Genomic DNA, 20270 nt, shown 5'->3' on the forward strand with positions numbered 1-20270 from the left:
CCCCTGGGCCCCCGGGACCTGTACCCACCAAACGAACGGGCCCGCCCCCGGGAGCCAGGGGCGGGCCCTTTTCGTCCTCGCGGTGGCACCGCCATGCAGCACCGCGAGGGGTTCGAGAAGAGGAGCTCTCGGTCAGCCGAAGCGGCCCGAGATGTAGTCCTCCGTGGCCTGGACCGACGGGTTGGAGAAGATGCGCTCCGTGTCGTCGATCTCGATCAGGCGGCCGGGCTGGCCGACCGCCGCGAGGTTGAAGAAGGCCGTACGGTCCGAGACGCGCGCCGCCTGCTGCATGTTGTGCGTCACGATGACGATCGTGAAGCGTTCCTTCAGCTCGCCGATCAGGTCCTCGATCGCGAGGGTGGAGATGGGGTCCAGGGCCGAGCAGGGCTCGTCCATGAGCAGGACCTTCGGCTCCACCGCGATCGCCCTCGCGATGCACAGGCGCTGCTGCTGACCACCCGACAGGCCCGAACCGGGCTTGTTCAGGCGGTCCTTGACCTCGTTCCAGAGGTTCGCGCCCTTCAGGGACTTCTCCACGACGTCCGACAGCTCGCTCTTCTTGTACGAGCCGTTCAGGCGCAGGCCCGCCGCCACGTTGTCGAAGATGGACATCGTGGGGAACGGGTTCGGGCGCTGGAAGACCATGCCGATCTCGCGGCGCACCGACACCGGGTCGATCCCGTGGCCGTAGAGGTCCTCGTCGTCCAGGAGCACCTTGCCCTCGACCCGGCCGCCGGTCGTCACCTCGTGCATACGGTTGAGCGTGCGCAGGAACGTCGACTTGCCGCAGCCGGAGGGGCCGATGAAGGCCGTCACCGAGCGGGGCTCGACCGTCATCGAGATGTCTTCGATTGCCTTGTGGGAGCCGTAGTAGGCGGTCAGCCCACTTACGTCGATTCGCTTGGACATGATTGCTTCACTTCCAGACTTCAGAACGGTCGCTGAGGAGGTCGCGGTCAGCGACCGGTCTTGGGGGCCTTCCAGCGGGCGATGCCGCGGGCCACCAGGTTGAGGATCATCACGAAGGCGATCAGCGTGAGGGACGCGGCCCAGGCACGGTCGTAGGCCGCACCGGAACCCGCGCTCTGCGCGAACTGCTGATAGATGTACAGCGGAAGCGACGCCTGCGCACCCTCGAACGGGTTGTTGTTGATGAACGGGTTGCCGAACACCAGCAGCAGTACGGGCGCGGTCTCACCGGCGATACGCGCCACCGACAGCATGATGCCGGTGGTGATGCCGCCGATCGCGGTCGGGAGGACCACCTTCAGGATCGTGCGCCACTTCGGGATGCCGAGCGCGAGGGACGCTTCGCGCAGCTCGTTCGGGACGAGCTTCAGCATCTCCTCGGTGGAGCGGACCACGACCGGCATCATGAGGATGGCCAGGGCCATCGAACCGGCGAAGCCGAAGGGCTGCATGTCCCACATGAGCATCAGGGACAGGATGAACAGACCCGCGACGATCGACGGGATACCGGTCATGACGTCGACGAAGAACGTGACCGCCTTGGAGAGGGCGCCCGATCCGTACTCGACGAGGTAGATCGCGGTGAGCACACCGATCGGGGCGCCGATCACGGTGGCGAGGCCGACCTGCTCCAGGCTGCCGATGATCGCGTGGTAGATACCGCCGCCGGGCTCGGTGTCGGCGACCACGCCCATCGAGTGGGTCAGGAAGAAGATGTCGAGGACCTTCACACCGCGCGCGATCGTCGTCCAGAGGAGCGAGACGAGCGGGACGACGGCGAGGAGGAAGGCGACCCAGACGAGGCTGGTCGCGATGCGGTCCTTGGCCTGGCGGGTGCCCTCGACGCGCGCGGCGATGACGTACGTACCGATGACGAAGAGGATCGCCGCGATCAGGCCCCACTGGATCTTGCTGTCGAGGCTGCCGACCAGGCCGATGAGGACGGCCAGGACGACGGAGCCGCCGGCGATAGCGTACGGCGACCAGGTGGGGAGTGTCGCACCCTGGAGGGTGCTCGCGGGCTTCTCGGCTGCGACTGCGTGGCTCATGCGTTGGCCCCCGAGTACTCCGCGCGGCGGGCGATGATGAGCCGGGCCGCGCCGTTGACCAGCAAGGTGATGACGAACAGGACCAGACCGGAGGCGATGAGCGCGTCACGGCCGTCCGGTGTCGCCTCGCTGAACTTGCTGGCGATGTTCTGGGCGAAGGTGCCGCCGCCCGGGTTGAGCAGGCTGCCGTGGATGAGGAAGTCCGGGGAGAGCACGGTGGCGACGGCCATCGTCTCGCCGAGCGCGCGGCCGAGGCCGAGCATCGAGGCGGAGATCACGCCGGAGCGGCCGAAGGGGATCACCGCCATGCGGATGACCTCCCAGCGGGTGGCGCCGAGGGCGAGGGCCGCCTCTTCGATCATCTGCGGGGCCTGGCGGAAGACCTCGCGGCTCACGTTGGTGATGATCGGCAGGATCATGATCGCGAGCAGGATGCCGACGGTGAGCATCGAGCGGGGCGCTCCGCCGTCCCAGGAGAAGATCCCGGTCCAGCCGAAGTAGTCGTTCAGCCAGCCGAAGAGGCCGACCATGTGCGGCACCAGGATGAGGGCGCCCCACAGGCCGTACACGATGGACGGTACGGCGGCCAGCAGGTCGATGACGTACGAGACCGGGCCGCGGAGCCTGCGCGGGGCGTAGTGCGTGGTGAACAGGGCGATGGCGACCGCGATCGGGACCGCGATGACCATGGCGATGACCGAGGACACCACCGTGCCGAACGCCAGGACGGCGATGCCGAACTTCGGCGGGAGCAGGCTGGTGTTCCACTCGAAGGTGGTGAGGAAGTTCGCGTGGTCCTTGCTGATCGCGAGCGAGGCGCGATAGGTGAGGAAGACCGCGATCGCGGCCATGATCACCAACAGCAGGATGCCCGACCCGCGGGAGAGACCGAGGAAGATCCGGTCACCGGGTCGGGTGGCGCCGCGGGCGGCGCTCTTCTGCACGCCCGCGGAAGGCTGTGGGGTGGGGGGCGGTGCTTCTTCGGGGTTCTTTGTCGATATATCCATCGGGTTTCTCCGGTCTGCGGGTCCGCACGTGCTGTGCGGGGTCCGTGGCGGCGGTGCACCGGACGGTGCGGCCGGGCCCCTGGATCGGGGCCCGGCCGCACACTCGGACTAGCTCAGGCCGGCGATGGTGCTGCGGACCTTGGTGATGATCGCGTCGGGGATCGGCGCGTAGGAGATGGTCGGGAGGACCTTCTGGCCCTCCTCGCTGGCGATGTAGGTCAGGAACGCCTTGGTGGCCGGCAGCGTGGCGGCCTTGTTGCCCTTGTCGCAGATGATCTCGTACGTGACCAGGGTGATCGGGTAGGCGCCGTCGGCCTTGGTGGTGTAGTTCAGCTTCAGCGCGAGGTCCGAGCCGGTGCCGACGACCTGGGCGTCGGCGATGGCCTTGGTGGCGCTGTCGGAGCTGGGCGCGACCGGGGCGGAGGCGCCGGTGTCGATGCTGACGGCCTTCAGGCCGTCGGCGACGTAGGACAGCTCGAAGTAGCCGATGGCGCCGGCGGTCTGCTTGACCCCGGCGGCCACGCCGGCGGAACCGGCCGCGGACTGGCCGCCCTTGGCCTGCCAGGCCTTGCCGCCCGAGTACTTCCAGTCGGCGGGGGCGGCGGCGATCAGGTACTTGGTGAAGTTGTCCGTGGAGCCGGACTCGTCCGAGCGGTGGAACGCCTGGATCTTGAGGTCGGGCAGCGTCGCGGACTTGTTCAGCGCCTTGATGGCCGGGTCGTTCCACTTGGTGATCTGGCCGTTGAAGATCTTGGCGATCGTCGAGGCGTTCAGGACCAGGTTGTCGGCACCCGGGACGTTGTAGCCGAGGGCGAGCGGGCCGCCGACCATCGGGAGGTCGATGCCCTGGCCGCCGGAGCAGACCTGCTTCGAGGCGGTGACCTCTTCGGGCTTCAGCGCGGAGTCGGAACCGGCGAAGGCCAGCTGACCCTGGTTGAAGGAGGTGACACCGGCGCCGGAGCCGCCGCCCTTGTAGTTGATCTGGACGCCACAGGCCTGGCTGAACGCCTTGACCCATGCGTCGATCGCGTTCTTCTGCGCGGAAGAGCCGTCGGCGAGCAGCTGACCCTTGGCGTTGTCGCACTTGATCGAGCTGGCGTTGGTCGACGAGGAGCTGCTGCTCTTGGCCGAACTGCCGTTGTCGTCCGAGCCGCACGCCGTGAGGGCCAGGGCGCCGGAGACGGCGAGAGCACCGAGGGTGAGGGCCCGCCGGTTCATGCGCTGAAGCTTCACTTGAAAGAGTTCCTTCCGAGAGCCGCCGTCCTGAATTACGGCGGCGTGCGAAGACGGGGTGACGCGGGTGGCGACCCCCAGGTCGCGGCTCGCATCGCGTAAGGCCGAAATTAGGCAGAACAGGTGAAGGCGCCTATGGGCGCAGGTGAACGGAGGGTGAACCCCTGTGGGCGGTGTGGTTAGGTCACGGAACGCTCACGTCGAGGACACGACCTGATTCCGGACTATGCCAGGCGCAGAGCGGTCAGAAGGGCGTCCACGAGCGTGCGGTCCCTCGGCTGGGTGAGGCGGTCGCGGGCGGCCGTCGGAGAGAGCCACAGGATGCGGTCCACCTCGGTGTTCGGGGTGAAACCGCCCGTGCCGGCCTCGGCCGCCCAGTACCGGACCTGCTTCGGCCGCCCGTTCGCAAGGTAACGCACGGTGGGCAGCACGGCACCGGCGGTAGCCGCGTACCCGGTCTCCTCCAGCACCTCGCGATGGGCACCGCTGAGGGGGTCCTCGCCGCGCTTCAGCTTGCCCTTGGGATGGGACCAGTCGTCGTACTTCGGACGGTGGACGAGACAGATCTCCAGCTCCCCGTCCATCGGGGAGCGGCGCCACAGGACGCAGCCGGCTGCCTGGAGGGTGGTGTCGTTCGTGGAAGTCACTGGTCGTTCACCGTCTCCTCTGCGCGGGTTGGTGCGGGGCGTCAGAGCGTGCCCACCGCCTGTTTCTGCCAGGACTGCTGGAAGGCGAAGCGGGCCGCCTCCACCTCGTGGCGCTGGTCGGCGTGCAGGACCCCGAGCGCGTACGCGGTCGCCGGGGCGATGCGCGGGGTGCGGGCCGCGGACGCCGCCGCCGCGGCGGCCTCCGAGGCGTCCCGGTGGAGGTTGAGGGCCTGGCCGGCGGCGAGGAGGCGTACGTCCGCCGGGGTGCCGGCCGGGTGGAGGACCTCGCCGGCGTAGCGGTGCAGGCGCAGCAGGAGGCGGACCTGGTGCCAGGGGCCGTCCTGGGGGTGCGGGGCCGGGTCGGGGGAGAGGCCGTGGATCAGGGCCTCCGCGTTGTACGGGTGCCCGGCGGTGACCAGGGGCAGTGCGGTGACCGCGTCGCCCAGGCGCTCCGAGGCGGCGGCGGCCAGCGGGCGCAGGTCGGTGAGGGCCGCGGCCGGGGTCAGGGGGACCTCGCTGGCCAGGACGGCGACCTTGTCGGCGACCGCGTGGAAGCGGGAGGAGCCGAGGGCCTGGAGGGCGGTGGAGTGGGCCCGGGTCCGGGCCAGGGTGAGCTGGCGTTCCAGCAGGGCGCCCGCCTTGGCCGCGCCCACGGTGAGGTTGCCGCGCTCGGCGGTGGCGGTCGGCGCCGGGACCGGTCCGGTGCCGCGGCCCGCGCCGGTGACCCGGCCCCCGACGGCCGAGGCCGCCGACTGGGCGGGGAACGCCGTCGAACCCGACAGCCGGTGCAGCGCGAGCAGCAGCCGCTCCAGCCGGGCCGCGCAGGCGTGCTCCAGGGCCAATGTGCCCGACAGCCACGCCAGTTCGGGGCGCATCTCCTCGGACCAGTCGGCGTCGAGGAGGGGACGGAAGGTGTGCAGGCTGCCGCTGATGCGGCGGGCCGAGTGGCGCAGGGCGCGCGCCGCGTCGACGGACTCCTCCGTGCCGTTCTGCCCGCTGCCGCTCTCCCGGTGCAGCCGCAGGGCGCGGAGGAACTCCGTGGCCTGGCCGCGCAGGTAGCCCGCGAGGGCGTCACCTGTCACGGCCCCGGCCGTGGGATCCGTCGGGTCAAGGTGTTGCTGTGCCACGCCGGCGCCTCCGGGCGTCTATGAGCATCTCCTGGACGTTGCGCAGGGGTTGGCCTTCCGCGTCGGTCGCGTGCCGGGTCCATTCGCCGTCCGGGCCCAGGTGCCAGGAGGAGGTGGTGTCCGACATGCCGGTTTCCAGCAACCGGCTGATCGTGGCGCGGTGGGCCGGGTCGGTGACCCTGACGAGGGCCTCGATCCTGCGGTCGAGGTTGCGGTGCATCATGTCGGCGCTGCCGATCCACACCTCGGGTTCGCCTCCGTTGCCGAAGCCGAAGACCCGGGAGTGTTCGAGGAAGCGGCCGAGGATGGACCGTACGCGGATGTTCTCGGACAGGCCGGGGACGCCGGGCCGCACGGCGCAGATGCCGCGCACCCACACGTCGACCGGGACGCCCGCCTGGGACGCGCGGTAGAGCGAGTCGATGATCGCCTCGTCCACCATCGAGTTGACCTTGATGCGGATGAACGCGGGGCGTCCGGCACGGTGGTGCTGGACCTCCTTGTTGATCCGGGCGATCAGGCCGTCGCGCAGGGACTTGGGGGCGACCAGCAGGCGGCGGTAGGTCTCGCGGCGCGAGTACCCGGACAGCCGGTTGAAGAGGTCCGAGAGGTCGGCGCCGACCTGCGGGTCCGCCGTCAGCAGCCCGAGGTCCTCGTAGAGGCGGGCCGTCTTCGGGTGGTAGTTGCCGGTGCCGACATGGCTGTAGCGGCGCAGCAGGTCGCCTTCCTGGCGGACCACGAGCGACAGCTTGCAGTGGGTCTTGAGCCCGACCAGGCCGTAGACGACATGGCAGCCCGCCTCCTCCAGCTTGCGCGCCCACTTGATGTTGGCGTGCTCGTCGAAGCGGGCCTTGATCTCGACCAGGACAAGGACCTGCTTGCCGGCCTCGGCCGCCTCTATGAGCGCGTCGACGATCGGGGAGTCGCCCGAGGTGCGGTACAGGGTCTGCTTGATGGCGAGGACGTCGTCGTCGTTGGCCGCCTGCTCCAGGAACCGCTGCACGGACGTGGAGAACGAGTCGTACGGGTGGTGCAGCAGGACGTCCCGGTTGCGCAGGGCGGCGAAGATGTCGGGCGCGGAGGCCGACTCGACCTCGGCGAGGTCGCGGTGGGTGCCCGCGATGAACTTGGGGTACTTCAGCTCGGGCCGGTCGAGCGAACCGATGCGGAAGAGACCCGTGAGGTCGAGGGGGCCCGGCAGCGGGTACACCTCGGCCTCGCTGATCTTCAGCTCGCGCACCAGCAGGTCGAGCACCTCGCGGTCGATGGACTCCTCGACCTCCAGGCGCACCGGCGGCCCGAAGCGGCGCCGCATGAGTTCCTTCTCCAGGGCCTGGAGCAGGTTCTCGGCGTCGTCCTCCTCGACTTCGAGGTCCTCGTTGCGGGTCAGCCGGAACGCGTGGTGCTCCAGGATCTCCATGCCCGGGAAGAGTTCCTCCAGGTGGGCGGCGATGACGTCCTCCAGGGGGACGTACCGGCCCGGGGAGGACTCCAGGAAGCGGGACAGCAGTGGCGGCACCTTGACGCGCGCGAAGTGGCGGTGGCCGGTGACCGGGTTGCGGACGACGACCGCGAGGTTCAGCGAGAGTCCCGAGATGTACGGGAAGGGGTGCGCGGGGTCGACGGCCAGCGGGGTCAGCACGGGGAAGATCTGGTGCCGGAACAGGGTGAAGAGGCGCGCCTGCTCCTTCTCCGTCAGCTCGTTCCAGCGGACCAGGTGGATGCCCTCCTCCGCGAGCGCGGGGGCGACGTCCTCGTGGTAGCAGGCGGCGTGCCGGGCCATCAGCTCGCGCGAGCGGGCCCAGATCATCTCCAGCACCTCGCGCGGCTGGAGGCCGGACGCGGAGCGGGTGGCGACACCGGTGGCGATACGGCGCTTGAGGCCGGCCACCCGGACCATGAAGAACTCGTCCAGGTTGCTGGCGAAGATCGCGAGGAAGTTCGCCCGTTCGAGCAGGGGCGTGTTCGGGTCCTCGGCCAGCTCCAGGACCCGCTCGTTGAACGCGAGCCAGCTGCGCTCCCGGTCCAGGAAACGGCCCTGCGGCAGCTGGGGCCCGTCGTACGGCGACTCCTCGTACTCGTCGAGGTCGGCGTCGATGTCGGGTTCCAGATCGGAGACCGCCGCCGACACGGTGTGCGGGCGGTGGGCGGCTATGGAGCCCACGGAGGGCTGCGCGTGCTGGACCTGTGCCTGGGCGTTGGGCTGACTCATGTGCCCATTGTTCCGCGCCACCTGCGATACGGGCGCGTCGGAGAGCGCCGGAGGGAGCGTGAGCGCGAGAGACGCGTCCCCGTTCCCCCCGTTCACCTCGTGAGGTGGCGAAGGCTCTGGCACGACGGGCTTCATTCGCCGAGCGTCGCAAGCTCGTCTGAACCGATGGTTACGGCGACATGGCGTGCGGGATATCGGGGGGCGGCTCCCGGGCGTCTACGGCACGGAAACGAACGTAACGGATGCCTGGGAGCGGTGGGGAGGGGGTAGCCGGTCAGGCCGTGCGGCGGCGCAGGAGGGCGAAGGCGAGGGTGAGGGTGAGGGCGGTGGCGCCGAGGACGATGCCGGTCTCCATGAGCTGGAGGGGCCAGAAGTGGGAGGCCGGGTGGTAGTCGACGTAGTAGCCGGTGACATCGAACGCCTTGGCGCATACGCGGTCGGTGAAGCACGTGTCGGAGACATGGGCGCCCGTGGCGGTGATGGTGCCCTGGTCGCCCAGGAGAACGTTCGCCGGCGCGTTGTAGCCGGCGCGCACGGAGCCGGTGCGGGTCACCCACGGCCACAGGTGCGGGCGGGCGACACCGAGGACGGTGTGCACGAGTGCCGTGGCGATCACCGCGAGGCCGAGGGCGGGGACGGCGCGGCGCAGGAGGAGGGCCGCGAGGGCGCCGAGGGCCAGCCCGAGCAGCGGGTACCCGAGGGCGATGGTGCCGTTGGCGGAGAAGGTCCGGTCATCCCACCAGTGCCAGGTGACCGGCACCCGGTGGGCGTCGTAGAGCAGCCGGTGCAGCAGGACCAGGACGGCGGTGCCGGCGGTGATCAGGGCGGCGGGCACGGCGAGGGTGATGGCCAGCCAGCGGGTCGGGGAGACGGACTGGGTCCAGGCGAGGCGGGCGGTGCCGTTCTCCAGCTCGCGGCCGATGAGCGCGCCCGCCGCGGCGGCGGCGACGGAGGGGGTGATGCCGATCAGGAACTCGGCGGCGGCACGGGCCAGGTGGTAGTTGGTGATCGGGGCGCTCCAGTCGCACCCGTGGACGGAGCACTTGGTCTTCCAGGCGGCCGCGGCGGCGCTCCCCCCGGGGCCGTAGGCCCACAGCAGGGCACCGGAGCCGGCGGTGAAGATCACGGACCAGACGATCAGCAGGCCGCGCTGCAGCCGCAGCACCGAGCGCCACGGGCGGGCGGGTCGGGGACGGGCCGCGGGGGCGGTGGCCAGGGCAGTCATACGGCGGCTCCCGTGCTGTTGGTACGGCGGCCGAGCAGCGCGAACGCGGCCACGAGGGCGAGTGCGGTGAGGACGAGGAGCAGAGCGCCCACGCCGAGCAGCACGAACGCGACCCAGACGATCAGCGCCGGCCGGTGCAGCCGCCGGGCGGCACGCTGCGGTCGGGCGGTGGGGCTCAGGGCCAGGGCGGTCATACGGCGGCTGCCTTACGCGCGGGCGCCGGACCGGTCCGGCGCTTGAGGAGTCGGAACGTGGTCAGGGCCAGGGCGGCGGTGACGGCGAGGATGATCGCGGTCGCGGTCAACTGGAGTGGCCAGTAGTGGGACGGGGGGTGGTAGTCGTTGTAGTAGCTGACGGCGTCGAGCCTCGCGTAGACGCTCCGGCAGTGCGTGTCGGTGCTGCTCCCGCACACGGAGTCGGTGATGCGGGCGCCGGTGGAGGTGAGGAGGCCCTGGCTGACGACGATGCCGGAGCCGACGGGGACGCTGTGCTGGAGGCCGCTGACCTTGGTGACGGTGGGCCAGAGGTGGGGTGTCGCGATGGCCATGGCGCTCCACAGGAACCCCGTGGCGCACAGTGAACCGACCAGCGCGCCGAGGGAGTTGCGCTTGAGCAGGCCCCAGAAGGCGCCGCTCACCAGGCCCGCCAGGGCCATCGCGGCGGTGGCCGGGCCGTTGGCGGCGTAGGTGCCGATGTCGTACCAGTGCTTGGCCGTGTCGATACGGCCCTGGCCCGTCGACCAGGCCCAGTGGTGCAGGCCGACCAGGAGGCCGGTGCCGACGGTGACCAGGACGGCCGGGACGGCGAGCTTGGCGGCGAGCCAGCGGGTGGGGGAGACGGACTGGGTCCAGGCCAGCTGCGCGGTGCCGTTCTCCAGTTCGCGGCTGACCAGGGTGGCGCCGGACCAGGCGGCGACCAGGAAGGGGGCCGCGAGGACGGCGATCGTGGTGTAGGTGTACCAGTCCTTGTAGCGGCCGATCGCGCTCGCGTCGTAGGCGCAGGTGTCCGTCGTGCAGGCGTTGTACTGCTTCCACGCCTCGGCCGACGCGTCGGTGAGCGGGCCGCCCACCCACAGCAGGAGGGCGCCGAGGACGAGGACGAAGGCGGCCCAGACCAGCAGGGCCGGCCGGTGCAGGCGGATCAGCCAGCGGAGCAGGTGCGGTGACGATCCGGGTCGGCGTGCGGTGACCGGCGGGGTGGCGAGGGCGGTCATGCAGCGCTCTCCGAGGTGTGGGGGATGGGTGCTTGCTGGAGGCTGGGAGTAGATCTAACTACCGTCATGGTGCGTGAATGGTTAGAGAAGACCCCGGCCTCCAGAGGGTGCAGGGTCGGGAGCAGGGAGGGGACGGCCGGGCGCAAGGTCGTCGGGGGTGTCGCGAGGGCGGTCACGCGACGGTCTCCGCGGTCTCGGCGCCGGATGCCTCGGGGTTGCGCAAGTAGGAGAGGACCAGCTCCTCCAGCGAGGGCTTGCTGGTGTGCCAGTCGGTGTCCAGCGGGGTCGACGGGCGGAGCAGCGCGGTGAGCTGGCGGCCGGTGGTGCGCGCCTCGACGACCGCGTGCGGGTCGAGGACCGTCTGCGCGGGCGCGGACACATGGACGTGCGCGGTGAGCAGCTCGTCGATCTCGCCGGCGAGGCGGACCCGGCCGTCGCCGATCAGGAGGAGGTGGTCGCAGGAGTCCTCCAGCTCGGCCACCACGTGCGAGGACATCACGATCGTGGTGCCGAACTCGGCGGCCTGCGCCATGAGGAGGCCCATCATCTGGTGCCGGGCCAGCGGGTCGAGGTCGGCCATCGGCTCGTCCAGGAGCAGCAGTTCGGGCCGCTTGGCCAGCGCGAGGGCGAGCGCGACACGGGTGCACTGGCCGCCGGAGAGGGCGCGGATGCTCGACTTAGGGTTCAGGTCGCCGTCGGCCACGATGCGCTCGGCGACGGAGGCGTCCCAGCGGTCGGTGTTGAGGTCGGCGCCCATGCGCAGCGTCTCGGCGACCGTGAGCTGCGGGTAGAGGGGCTTGTCCTGCGCGACGTAGGCGACCAGCTCGCGGGTGGCGCCCGGGAGCTTTCCGAGGACGGACAGCGTGCCCTCGGTGGGGGCCAGCAGCCCGGCAGCCAGGGTGAGGAGCGTGGACTTGCCCGCGCCGTTGGGCCCGACGACCGCGCAGACCCGCCCGGCGGGCAGCCGGAAGGCGCAGTCCCGCAGCGCCCACCCTCCCCGCCGGCCGAACCGCTTGCCGAGCGCGGCGGCCTCTATCGCGGCGGTGCCTGTCATGAAGGTTCTCCTTGGAAGTGCTTTTCGAGTACGGCGGTGAAGAGCGCGGCGATGTCGTCCCGGTCCCATCCGGCGGCCAGGGCCCGCTCGGCCCATGCGTCGAGTTCGGTGCGCAGGGGCGAGTCGGCGGGGGTGGTGCTGAGGCCGCGGCGGACGAAGGTGCCCAGGCCGCGGCGGGCCTCGACCAGCCCCTCGCGTTCCAGCTCGCGGTAGGCCTTGAGGACGGTGTTCGGGTTGATGGCGGTGGCCTCGACGACCTCGCGGGCCGTGGGCAGCTTGTCGCCGGGCTCCAGCATTCCCAGGCGCAGGGCCTGTTTGGTCTGCTGGACGATCTGTACGTAGGTGGCCACGCCGCTGTGCCGGTCGATGCGGAACTCGACCACTGGGGTTCCACCACCCTTTCACTAATTGAGTAGTGAAAGGGTGGTGGAAGGTGGTTCAGAAAGTCAAGACGGATCCGCATGCTGATCCGTGAACCGATCGGCGGGGCTCGTGCGATGAGGAGATGTGAGCGATACGGGAAGCGACGGGGAGCTGCTGCGGGCCATCGCGGCGGACGGCGACCGGCGCGCGTTCGAGGAGTTGTACCGGCGGTACGCGCCCTGGCTGACCGCGCGGCTGCGCGGGCGGTGCGCCGACGCCGGGATGGTCGACGACGTCGTACAGGAGACGTTTCTCGCGGTGTGGCGGGGCAGTGCCCGCTACCGGGAGGACGGCGATGTGGCCGGGTGGCTGTGGCGGATCGGGTCGCGGCGGCTGATCGACGTGCTGCGCGGCGACGGGGCGCGCGGCCGGATGCGGCAGGCGCTGGCGCGGCTGCGGCACCGGGACGAGGCGTCGGCGGAGGAACGCGTGCTCGCGGGGGTGGAGCACGGGGACCTCGCCGGCGCCCTGGTCCGGCTCTCGCCGGAGCTGCGGGCGGTCCTCCAGGCCACGGTGATCGACGGGCTGACCACCCGGGAGGCGGCCGTGCTGCTGGGCATTCCGGCCGGCACGGTCAAGACGCGGGCCATGCGGGCCCGTAAGCAACTGCGGGAGGAGCTGGCATGACCTGGCATGTGGCCGAAGACGACGTACGCGCCTATGCGCGGGGCGAGTTGGCACCGCCCATGCTCTGGTCCGCCGACACCCACCTCGCCAACTGCCCTGAGTGCAGGGCCCTGTTGGCGGCGGTCACCGACCCGGTGGCGCTCGACGCGGGCTGGGAGCGGCTCGACGCCGAACTCGACGCCCCCAAAAGGGGGTTGGTGGAGTCACTGCTCGTGCGGATCGGCGTCGCCGACCACACGGCACGGCTGCTGGCGGCGACGCCGGTACTGCGCCGCTCGTGGCTCGGCGCGGTGGCCGCGCTGCTGGTGATGACCGTGGTCGTCACCAACTCGCTGAAGCACGCCGAGTCCCCGACCCTCTTCCTGGGCCTGGCCCCGCTGCTGCCCCTGGCGGGCGTGGCCCTGTCCTACGGCCCGAGGTTCGACCCGACGTACGAGATGACGGTCGTCGCCCCGCTGCACGGCTTCCGCCTGCTGATGATCCGCACGGTCGCCGTCCTGGTCGCAGGCCTCGGCCTCAACGGCCTGGCGACACTGGCCCTGCCGGAGTACGGGCTGGACGCCCTGGCCTGGCTGCTGCCGGCGCTCGCCCTGACGGCGACCGGCCTCGCCCTCACCCCACGCCTGGGCCCGGTCCTGGCACCGTCCCTGGTCGGCGGCGGCTGGGTGGCCTTCCTCCTCGTGACCTACCACCCGCACGGCGGCACCCTCGCCCCCTTCACCCCGGCCGGCCAGGGGGTGGCCGCGGTGGTGTCCGCGCTCGCGGGCGGACTGCTCTACCTCGTGCGGGACCGCTTCGACGCGCGCCCGGTCGCCCTCGGTCCCCTCGCCTGATCCCCAGAACCCTGACTGGAGTTACGTACATGACCACCACCGTCTCCGCGGCCGGGCTCAGCCTGCGCTACGGCTCGACGCAGGCCCTCGACGACGTGTCGCTGCGGCTCGGCTCGGGCGTCACCGGGCTGCTCGGCCCCAACGGGGCTGGAAAGACCACCCTGTTGAAGGTCCTCGCCACCGCGCTGCCCGCCGACTCGGGCACCTTCTCCGTGCTCGGGCAGGACCCCGGCACGACCAGTGGGCGGCAGGAGGTGCGGCGGGTGCTCGGTTATCTGCCGCAGACTCCCGGCTTCCACCCGGACTTCACCGCCTTCGAGTTCGTCGACTACGTCGCGATCCTCAAGGAACTCACCGACCGCGCGGCCCGCCACCAGGAGGTGCGGCGCGTACTGGCGGAGGTCGACCTCTCCGACGTGCGCGGCAAGCGCATCAAGAAGCTGTCCGGCGGGATGCGGCAGCGGGTCGCGCTCGCCGCCGCCCTCGTCGGCGACCCGGGTTTCCTCGTCCTCGACGAGCCGACCGTCGGGCTCGACCCCGAACAGCGCATGCGGTTCCGGGAGTTGATCGCGAGGGCGGGCGAGGGGCGGACGGTCCTCCTCTCCACCCACCAGACCGAGGACGTCGCGATGCTCTGCAACCGGGTCGTCGTCATGGCCGGCGGCACCGTCCGCTTCGAGGGCACCCCGGCCGAACTCACCGCACGGGCCGCCGGCCGGGTCTGGAGCGGCGCGGAACGCGACCCCGGCGCGATGGCGGGCTGGCGCACCGGCCTGGGCGCCTTCCGCAACGTGGGCGACCCGCCCGCCGGCGCGGAACTCGTCGAACCGACCCTGGAGGACGGCTACTTGATCGCGCTCGACGGCATGGTCGCGGAGGTGACGGCATGAGCGCCGTACTGGAGAAGGCACCCCCGGCCGCACGCACCGAGGGCGAACGGCGGTCATGGGCCGCGGTGTTCGCACTGGCCCGCTTCGAGGCACGCAAACTCCTGCTGCGCCTCCCGGTGTTGTTCATGTTCGCCCTCTACGCCGCCTGGATCGGCTGGACCATGCGCAACGCCTGGACCGCCTTCCCGGCCCTCCAGGACGCCGACCGCGCCACCCAGACCGGCCCGCTGCTGCCCGCCCTGGCCGTGCTGCTCTGCGCCAACCAGGCCGTCCTGCGCTCCCAACGGCAGGACACCGACCGGCACTTCGGGGTGCTGGTCCTCGAACCCTGGCGCCGTACGGTCGCGTTCGCGCTGTCCGTCGTACCGGCGGCCGGACTCGCCGCGCTGTTCGTGGCCGTCCAGTTCACCTGGGCGGTGGTCGCCCCCGGTTCGGTGGGCAACGGCTCGGTGGGCGAGCTGCTCGTCGGCCCGCTGACGGTACTCCTGGCCGGTACGGCCGGGGTGCTGCTGGCCCGGGTGGTGCGGTCGGGGTTCGCGGCACCGATGCTCCTGGTGCTGCTGTTCTTCTCGACGCTCTTCCTCGGGTCGACCGGCTCCGACGACAGCGCGACGCGCTGGCTGGTGCCGGTCGTCGGCGCGGCGAGCAGCACCTCGCTCCCCTCCGACCTGCTGGGCCGCCCGGCCGGCTGGCACGCCCTGTACCTGCTCGGCCTCGCGCTGACCGCGGCCCTCGCCGCCGTGCTCGTCAACGGCGGCCGTACGAAGACGGTGGCGGCGGCCCTCGTCGTCGCCGTCGGCCTCGGGACATGGGGCGCCGTCGGCCAGGCCGGCAAGGTGCCCTCGGCGACCGTCGCCGCCCGCGAAGTGGCCACGCTCACCCCGGAGAAGGTCCAGTCCTGCACCCAGCGCGGCCGGTCGACGTACTGCGCGTTCCCCGAGTGGATGCCCCGCACCGGCACCTGGGCGAAGGTCACGGACAGCGTGCAGTCCCTGGCCGGCGGCACAGCGGCCCAGGAGCGGCTGCTCGTACGGCAGCGCGTCGACGCCCGCTACGGCCTGGACGGAGACGGCGCGATCGACCCGTCCGCCGTGCCCTACCAGGTCACCGTCGGCACCGGCTGGGGCGGCCCGCGGGTACCGGAGTTCGCCGCCGCCGTCTCCTCCGTGCTGGTCATGGGGTCCGAGAAGGCGAGCAGCGGGATCTGCGACGGCCGCATGGTCACGATCATGTGGATGGCGCTGAGCTGGCAGTCCGACCCGGTGTCCGAACTGAGCAAGGTCCGCCTGGACGACAGCGTGACCGGCTCCGCGATCGTGCTCTCGCCGACCAACCCCATGTCCATGACGGCCGGACAGACCACGGTCGTACGGGAGTTGTTCACGGCGGGCGGCAGCGCGGTCGCCCCCAAGGTGAAGGCGCACTGGGCGGAGCTGACCGCACCCAAGGTCACCACCGCGAAGGTCGCCCAGCTGCTCGGCGTCAAGGCACCGACGGGGGCGGACAAGTGCGAGTGACAACAGGGCAGTTGGGGCAGCTGCTGCGCCCGGTGCTGCGCGCCCTGCCCCGGCGGGCGATCGGCGCGGGCGCCGCCGCGGGGCTGCTGCTGGCCGCGCTCCCGCGCCTGCTGGCGGACGACCCCGACGCGTGGACGGCACTGCTCCTGCTGCGCGGCGCCGCCCTCAGCTTCGCCCTGGGCCTGACCTTCCTCCTGGACGACCCGGCCCGGCACGTCACCGCCACGGTGCCGACCCGCCGCGTGGTCCGCGCCGCCCTGCGCACCGCACTGGTCGCCCCGCTCGCCGCCCTGTGGTGGACGGCCGCCGTCCTGCTGATCCCGGCGCAGGTCCGGCCCCCGGTCGGCGACATCACCCTGGAGGCAGCCGCCGCCGCGGTCGTCGCCCTCGCCGCGTCGGCCACCGCCGTACGCCTCACGGAGGAGGCCGAACCGGGCCAACGCGTGGCCATCACCGTGCTCGCCACGTCCATGGCGGCGGCCCTGCTGTTCCCGGCGCACTGGGGACTGTTCGCCACCCCGGCGGAGGAGAAGTGGTGGGCGGCGGGACACCAGCACTGGGCGCTCATCCTGACGGGCGCGGCGGTGGTGTGGGCGATGTGCGGCCCGGAGCCGGTACGACGCAGGGGGTTCTTTTCGATGCGGTCCGCGAAGATCAGCCCGTCCGGCGTTTGAGGACGAGGCCCCTTCAGGGCCGATGGGGGGTCTGGGGGCGCAGCCCCCAGGTCCGTCCGCACAGGCGCGGCGAACCTACGACTCCGACCGGTACATCAGGTCCGTCTCGTACGTGGTGAACCCCAGCCGCTCATACACGGACACCGCCGCCTTGTTGTCGGCATCGACGTACAGCATCGCGGTCGCCAACCCCCGCCCCGCCAAATGCCGAAGGCCGATCGTCGTCAGGGCCTTGCCCAGCCCACCCCCCTGCGCACCCGGCAGCACACCCACGACGTAGACCTCGCCCAGCTGTTCCTCCGCGTGGACCTTGGTCCAGTGGAAGCCGACGAGTTCGCCGGCGCGCTCGGCGAGGAAGAAGCCCTCGGGGTCGAACCACGGCTCGGCGATCCGGTCGTCGAGGTCGCGCTGGGTGAGGGAGCCCTGCTCGGGGTGGTGGGCGAAGGCGGCGGCGTTCACGGCAAGCCAGGCCGCGTCGTCCTCCCCGGGCACGAAGGTCCGTACGGTCACCCCCTCGGAGAGAACCGGCTCCGGCAGCTCCAGGTCGGTCAACGGCCGCCGCAGCTGCCGGAGTTCACGGAACAGGGCGAGCCCGAGCACCTGGGCGAGATGGCGCGCGGCGGAGTGCCCGCCGTGCGCCCACACCCGCAGCCGCTTCCCGGACGCGGCCAGCAGCGCCGTACCGAGCGCCCGCCCGTGCCCGTGCCCCCGGTGCGCGGGACGTACGACGAGTTCGGCGGCCGGCGCCTCCACCGGATCGGTGTCCTCCAACTGGCCGTAGCCGACGAGTTCGTCGCCCAGGGTCAGCAGCAGATGCGAGACCCCGGCCCGCTCGCCCCCGCGGATCCGCAGCCGCCCCTGCTCGGACACCGCCTGCTGCCCGTCGGCCTCGGCCGCCTCGGCGATCAGCGCGAGGACGGCCGCGGCCCGGTCCGGGGAGAGCACGGCAAAGGTCTCGATGGATCGGGAGGCGGGAGCGGGCCGTTCGGTGTCGTCGCTGGTCATGGGTATGAGGGTAAGCCGATCCCCCAGCAAAGTGGCGGCAAAGAAGAAACCAGGATGTAACCAAGAACCCCCTGTCACGCTACGCGCGTTGACCCTAGGCTGCGCCGGAACGTGGTGACTTCTCAGCCGACACACAGGGGGGCTCATGCCAGCCACTTCCCAGCCGTACCGCCCGCGCGGACGCCGTACCGCAGGCCTGCTCGCCGCCGCCGCGAGCCTGGCCACGGCCGGTGCGCTGGCCGCCGCGCTGCCCGCCGACGCGCACGGCAACCCGACCGGCGGCGGTCACGGGCACAGCTCCAAGCCCAGCCGCTACCAGGACGTCCAACTCCTCTCCTTCAACGACCTGCACGGCAACCTGGAGCCGCCGTCCGGTTCCTCCGGCCGGGTCAGCGAACTCCAGGCGGACGGCACGACGAAGACGATCGACGCGGGCGGCGTCGAGTACCTCGCGACGCATCTCCGCGACGCCCGTAAGGGCAACCCGTACTCGATCACCGCGGCCGGCGGCGACATGGTCGGCGCCTCCCCGCTGATCTCGGGCCTGTTCCACGACGAACCGACCATCGAGGCCCTCAACAAGCTCGACCTGGACGTCACTTCGGTCGGCAACCACGAGTTCGACGAGGGCGCCAAGGAGTTGGCCCGCCTCCAGAACGGCGGCTGTCACCCCACCGACGGCTGCTACACGGACAAGAAGTTCAAGGGTGCCGACTTCCCCTACCTCGCGGCCAACGTCCTCGACGAGAAGACGAAGAAGCCGATCCTCAAGCCGTACTGGGTGTGGAAGAAGAACGGCGTCAAGGTCGGCTTCATCGGCGTCACACTGGAGGGCACCCCCGGCGTCGTCTCCGCCGACGGCGTCAAGGGCCTCCAGTTCAAGGACGAGGTCGAGACGATCAACAAGTACGCCAAGGAGCTCCAGAAGCAGGGCGTGCAGTCGATCGTCGCGCTGATCCACGAGGGCGGCTTCCCGGCCTCTTCCTCGTACAACTACGACTGTGACGCGTCCGGCGGCGGCTCCGGCATCTCCGGCCCGATCGTCGACATCGCGAAGAACGTCACCCCGGCGGTGGACGCCCTCGTCACCGGACACACCCACAACGCGTACGTCTGCACGATCGACGACCCAAGTGGCAAGCCCCGTATGGTCACTTCGGCCGCGTCCTTCGGCCGCCTCTACACGGACACCACGCTGACGTACGACCGCTTCACCGGCGACATCGCCCGTACGTCGGTCAAGTCGGCGAACCACGTGGTCACCCGGACCGTGCCCAAGGCCGCCGACATGACCTCCCTGATCAGCAAGTGGAACACCCTCGCGGCGCCCATCGGCAACCGCGCGATCGGCTACATCTCCGCCGACATCGGCAACACCGGCACCGAGTCCCCGATGGGCGACCTCATCGCCGACGCCCAGCTCGCCTACGGCAAGGAGCTGGACCCGGAGACCGACCTCGCGCTGATGAACCCGGGCGGGGTGCGGGCCGGGCTCACCTACGCGGCCAAGGGGAGTGAGGGCGACGGCGTGGTGACGTACGCCGAGGGCTTCACCGTGCAGCCGTTCGCCAACACGGTGAACCTCCAGGACTTCACCGGCGCGCAGGTGATCCAGGTGCTCAAGGAACAGGTGAGCGGCACGAACGCGGCGGCGCCGAAGGTGCTCCAGGTGTCGTCCGGGCTGACGTACACGCTGGACCTGACGAAGACGGGCGCGGACCGGGTGGTCACGGACTCGATCAAGCTCAACGGTTCCGCCATCGACCCGGCCGCCACCTACCGCGTCGCGACGAACAGCTTCCTCGCGGGCGGCGGTGACGGCTTCCCGACCCTGGGGCAGGGCACCGGCGACCTGGTCGGCACGGACGACCTGACCGCGCTGGCGGACTACCTGACGGCACACTCGTCGGCGGCGAGCCCGCTCGTGCCTCCGGCGGCGAACCGGATCAACATCGTGCAGTAACCGATCTTTGACGAGGGGCCCGGTGCCGGTCGGCACCGGGCCCCTTCCGTTTGCCGTTCTAAATTCTGTGTAAGGGCGGCTTCAGTTCCGCGAATTCCATAAGAATCATCCATAGCAATCGCTCAGGAAGGTCTCAGCGGAAAAGTCTTTTTCTGCGCCGGAAGTCCAGTAGTGTTTTCCATGTCGAAAGCGAACAGCGCAAACGGCAGAGGCAACAGAAGACAAAGGAGAGCACGATGAGCTTCCACAAGATCGTCCCCGTCAAGAAGCACCACAAGCCCGCCCCGGCCCCCAAGAAGGCCCCGAAGAAGCCCGCTCCGAAGCGTCGCCCGGTCGCCCACAAGGGCTGACAGGGGATTTACAGAAGTAATTCAAAGGCAATTGCAGCAGATCGGTAGAGGAACTGTTGCAGAACCGCAGCAGAGAGGGACAACGACATGAGCTTCCACAAGATCGCCCCGGTGAAGAAGGCCCCCAAGCCGACTCCGGCCCCGAAGAAGAAGCCCGCCAAGAAGCCTGCTCCGGCTCCGAGGCGCCGCCCGGTCGGTCACAAGTAAGCCGCCCCGCGCGCCGCAGAAGACCCGCGGCACCCCGCACCAGGC

At 70.9% G+C, this 20270-nt stretch carries 19 protein-coding genes; 6 read left to right on the forward strand and 13 right to left on the reverse strand.

Annotation, left to right across the window (positions count from 1 at the left end):
• Positions 1-132: 132 nt before the first annotated feature.
• From pstB to ACIQBL_RS37665, 12 genes are all read right to left on the reverse strand, one after another.
• Complete coding sequence (gene pstB, locus ACIQBL_RS37610; protein ID WP_401950466.1) at positions 133-909, reverse strand: phosphate ABC transporter ATP-binding protein PstB; 777 nt, start codon at positions 907-909, stop codon at positions 133-135.
• Between the two features lie 47 nt (positions 910-956).
• Complete coding sequence (pstA, locus tag ACIQBL_RS37615; protein ID WP_401950469.1) at positions 957-2018, reverse strand: phosphate ABC transporter permease PstA; 1062 nt, start codon at positions 2016-2018, stop codon at positions 957-959.
• Entirely contained in the window at positions 2015-3025 is a 1011-nt protein-coding gene (gene pstC, locus ACIQBL_RS37620) for a phosphate ABC transporter permease subunit PstC (RefSeq protein WP_401950472.1), read from the reverse strand. The genes pstA and pstC overlap by 4 nt, the downstream gene beginning before the upstream one ends.
• A gap of 108 nt (positions 3026-3133) precedes the next feature.
• Positions 3134-4258 (reverse strand): phosphate ABC transporter substrate-binding protein PstS, encoded by a 1125-nt coding sequence (gene pstS / locus ACIQBL_RS37625; protein ID WP_401950474.1) that lies wholly within the window; start codon positions 4256-4258, stop codon positions 3134-3136.
• A gap of 224 nt (positions 4259-4482) precedes the next feature.
• Positions 4483-4905, reverse strand: coding sequence for an NUDIX hydrolase (locus tag ACIQBL_RS37630; protein WP_401950477.1), 423 nt, complete (start codon positions 4903-4905; stop codon positions 4483-4485).
• Positions 4906-4946: 41 nt separating this feature from the next.
• Entirely contained in the window at positions 4947-6032 is a 1086-nt protein-coding gene (locus tag ACIQBL_RS37635) for a CHAD domain-containing protein (protein ID WP_401950479.1), read from the reverse strand.
• A complete protein-coding gene (locus ACIQBL_RS37640) occupies positions 6013-8244 on the reverse strand; it encodes an RNA degradosome polyphosphate kinase (protein ID WP_401950482.1) in 2232 nt (743 codons plus the stop codon). The genes ACIQBL_RS37635 and ACIQBL_RS37640 overlap by 20 nt, the downstream gene beginning before the upstream one ends.
• 274 nt (positions 8245-8518) lie before the next feature.
• Complete coding sequence (locus ACIQBL_RS37645; RefSeq protein ID WP_401950484.1) at positions 8519-9469, reverse strand: hypothetical protein; 951 nt, start codon at positions 9467-9469, stop codon at positions 8519-8521.
• The gene (locus tag ACIQBL_RS37650) at positions 9466-9663 is read right to left on the reverse strand and encodes a hypothetical protein (RefSeq protein WP_401950486.1); all 198 of its coding nucleotides are present in this window, start codon (positions 9661-9663) and stop codon (positions 9466-9468) included. The genes ACIQBL_RS37645 and ACIQBL_RS37650 overlap by 4 nt, the downstream gene beginning before the upstream one ends.
• Positions 9660-10682, reverse strand: coding sequence for an ABC transporter permease (locus ACIQBL_RS37655; RefSeq protein ID WP_401950488.1), 1023 nt, complete (start codon positions 10680-10682; stop codon positions 9660-9662). Before ACIQBL_RS37655 ends, ACIQBL_RS37650 begins: the two co-directional genes overlap by 4 nt.
• A gap of 172 nt (positions 10683-10854) precedes the next feature.
• The gene (locus ACIQBL_RS37660) at positions 10855-11736 is read right to left on the reverse strand and encodes an ABC transporter ATP-binding protein (protein WP_401950491.1); all 882 of its coding nucleotides are present in this window, start codon (positions 11734-11736) and stop codon (positions 10855-10857) included.
• Positions 11733-12119 (reverse strand): GntR family transcriptional regulator, encoded by a 387-nt coding sequence (locus tag ACIQBL_RS37665; RefSeq protein ID WP_401950493.1) that lies wholly within the window; start codon positions 12117-12119, stop codon positions 11733-11735. The genes ACIQBL_RS37660 and ACIQBL_RS37665 overlap by 4 nt, the downstream gene beginning before the upstream one ends.
• 124 nt (positions 12120-12243) lie before the next feature.
• On the opposite strand from ACIQBL_RS37665, the gene ACIQBL_RS37670 reads away from it, so the two are divergent.
• The 5 genes from ACIQBL_RS37670 to ACIQBL_RS37690 are packed head-to-tail and all read left to right on the forward strand — an operon-like array spanning position 12244 to position 16700.
• A complete protein-coding gene (locus tag ACIQBL_RS37670) occupies positions 12244-12786 on the forward strand; it encodes an RNA polymerase sigma factor (RefSeq protein ID WP_019064514.1) in 543 nt (180 codons plus the stop codon).
• Positions 12783-13619 (forward strand): zf-HC2 domain-containing protein, encoded by an 837-nt coding sequence (locus tag ACIQBL_RS37675; protein ID WP_401950496.1) that lies wholly within the window; start codon positions 12783-12785, stop codon positions 13617-13619. The genes ACIQBL_RS37670 and ACIQBL_RS37675 overlap by 4 nt, the downstream gene beginning before the upstream one ends.
• 29 nt (positions 13620-13648) lie before the next feature.
• Positions 13649-14509 carry an ABC transporter ATP-binding protein gene (locus ACIQBL_RS37680; protein WP_401950498.1) on the forward strand — a complete coding sequence of 287 codons (861 nt, stop codon included), beginning with the start codon at positions 13649-13651 and terminating at the stop codon, positions 14507-14509.
• The gene (locus ACIQBL_RS37685; protein WP_401950501.1) at positions 14506-16026 is read left to right on the forward strand and encodes an ABC transporter permease; all 1521 of its coding nucleotides are present in this window, start codon (positions 14506-14508) and stop codon (positions 16024-16026) included. The genes ACIQBL_RS37680 and ACIQBL_RS37685 overlap by 4 nt, the downstream gene beginning before the upstream one ends.
• Complete coding sequence (locus ACIQBL_RS37690; protein WP_401950504.1) at positions 16017-16700, forward strand: ABC transporter; 684 nt, start codon at positions 16017-16019, stop codon at positions 16698-16700. The genes ACIQBL_RS37685 and ACIQBL_RS37690 overlap by 10 nt, the downstream gene beginning before the upstream one ends.
• 75 nt (positions 16701-16775) lie before the next feature.
• On the opposite strand, the gene mshD is transcribed toward ACIQBL_RS37690, so the two are convergent.
• Positions 16776-17705, reverse strand: coding sequence for a mycothiol synthase (mshD, locus tag ACIQBL_RS37695; protein ID WP_401950507.1), 930 nt, complete (start codon positions 17703-17705; stop codon positions 16776-16778).
• A 145-nt stretch (positions 17706-17850) separates the two neighbouring features.
• On the opposite strand from mshD, the gene ACIQBL_RS37700 reads away from it, so the two are divergent.
• Positions 17851-19668, forward strand: coding sequence for a bifunctional metallophosphatase/5'-nucleotidase (locus ACIQBL_RS37700; protein WP_401950510.1), 1818 nt, complete (start codon positions 17851-17853; stop codon positions 19666-19668).
• Positions 19669-20270 lie beyond the last annotated feature (602 nt).

The organism is Streptomyces sp. NPDC088350, assembly GCF_044753545.1.
Lineage (GTDB): Bacteria > Actinomycetota > Actinomycetes > Streptomycetales > Streptomycetaceae > Streptomyces.

Coding starts and splice junctions, on each gene's coding strand:
- pstB (WP_401950466.1), bottom strand. CDS start 909: ATGTCCAAGCGAATCGACGTAAGTGGGCTGACCGCCTACTACGGCTCC.
- pstA (WP_401950469.1), bottom strand. CDS start 2,018: ATGAGCCACGCAGTCGCAGCCGAGAAGCCCGCGAGCACCCTCCAGGGT.
- pstC (WP_401950472.1), bottom strand. CDS start 3,025: ATGGATATATCGACAAAGAACCCCGAAGAAGCACCGCCCCCCACCCCA.
- ACIQBL_RS37640 (WP_401950482.1), bottom strand. CDS start 8,244: ATGAGTCAGCCCAACGCCCAGGCACAGGTCCAGCACGCGCAGCCCTCC.
- ACIQBL_RS37645 (WP_401950484.1), bottom strand. CDS start 9,469: ATGACTGCCCTGGCCACCGCCCCCGCGGCCCGTCCCCGACCCGCCCGC.
- ACIQBL_RS37650 (WP_401950486.1), bottom strand. CDS start 9,663: ATGACCGCCCTGGCCCTGAGCCCCACCGCCCGACCGCAGCGTGCCGCC.
- ACIQBL_RS37655 (WP_401950488.1), bottom strand. CDS start 10,682: ATGACCGCCCTCGCCACCCCGCCGGTCACCGCACGCCGACCCGGATCG.
- ACIQBL_RS37660 (WP_401950491.1), bottom strand. CDS start 11,736: ATGACAGGCACCGCCGCGATAGAGGCCGCCGCGCTCGGCAAGCGGTTC.
- ACIQBL_RS37675 (WP_401950496.1), top strand. CDS start 12,783: ATGACCTGGCATGTGGCCGAAGACGACGTACGCGCCTATGCGCGGGGC.
- ACIQBL_RS37680 (WP_401950498.1), top strand. CDS start 13,649: ATGACCACCACCGTCTCCGCGGCCGGGCTCAGCCTGCGCTACGGCTCG.
- ACIQBL_RS37685 (WP_401950501.1), top strand. CDS start 14,506: ATGAGCGCCGTACTGGAGAAGGCACCCCCGGCCGCACGCACCGAGGGC.
- mshD (WP_401950507.1), bottom strand. CDS start 17,705: ATGACCAGCGACGACACCGAACGGCCCGCTCCCGCCTCCCGATCCATC.
- ACIQBL_RS37700 (WP_401950510.1), top strand. CDS start 17,851: ATGCCAGCCACTTCCCAGCCGTACCGCCCGCGCGGACGCCGTACCGCA.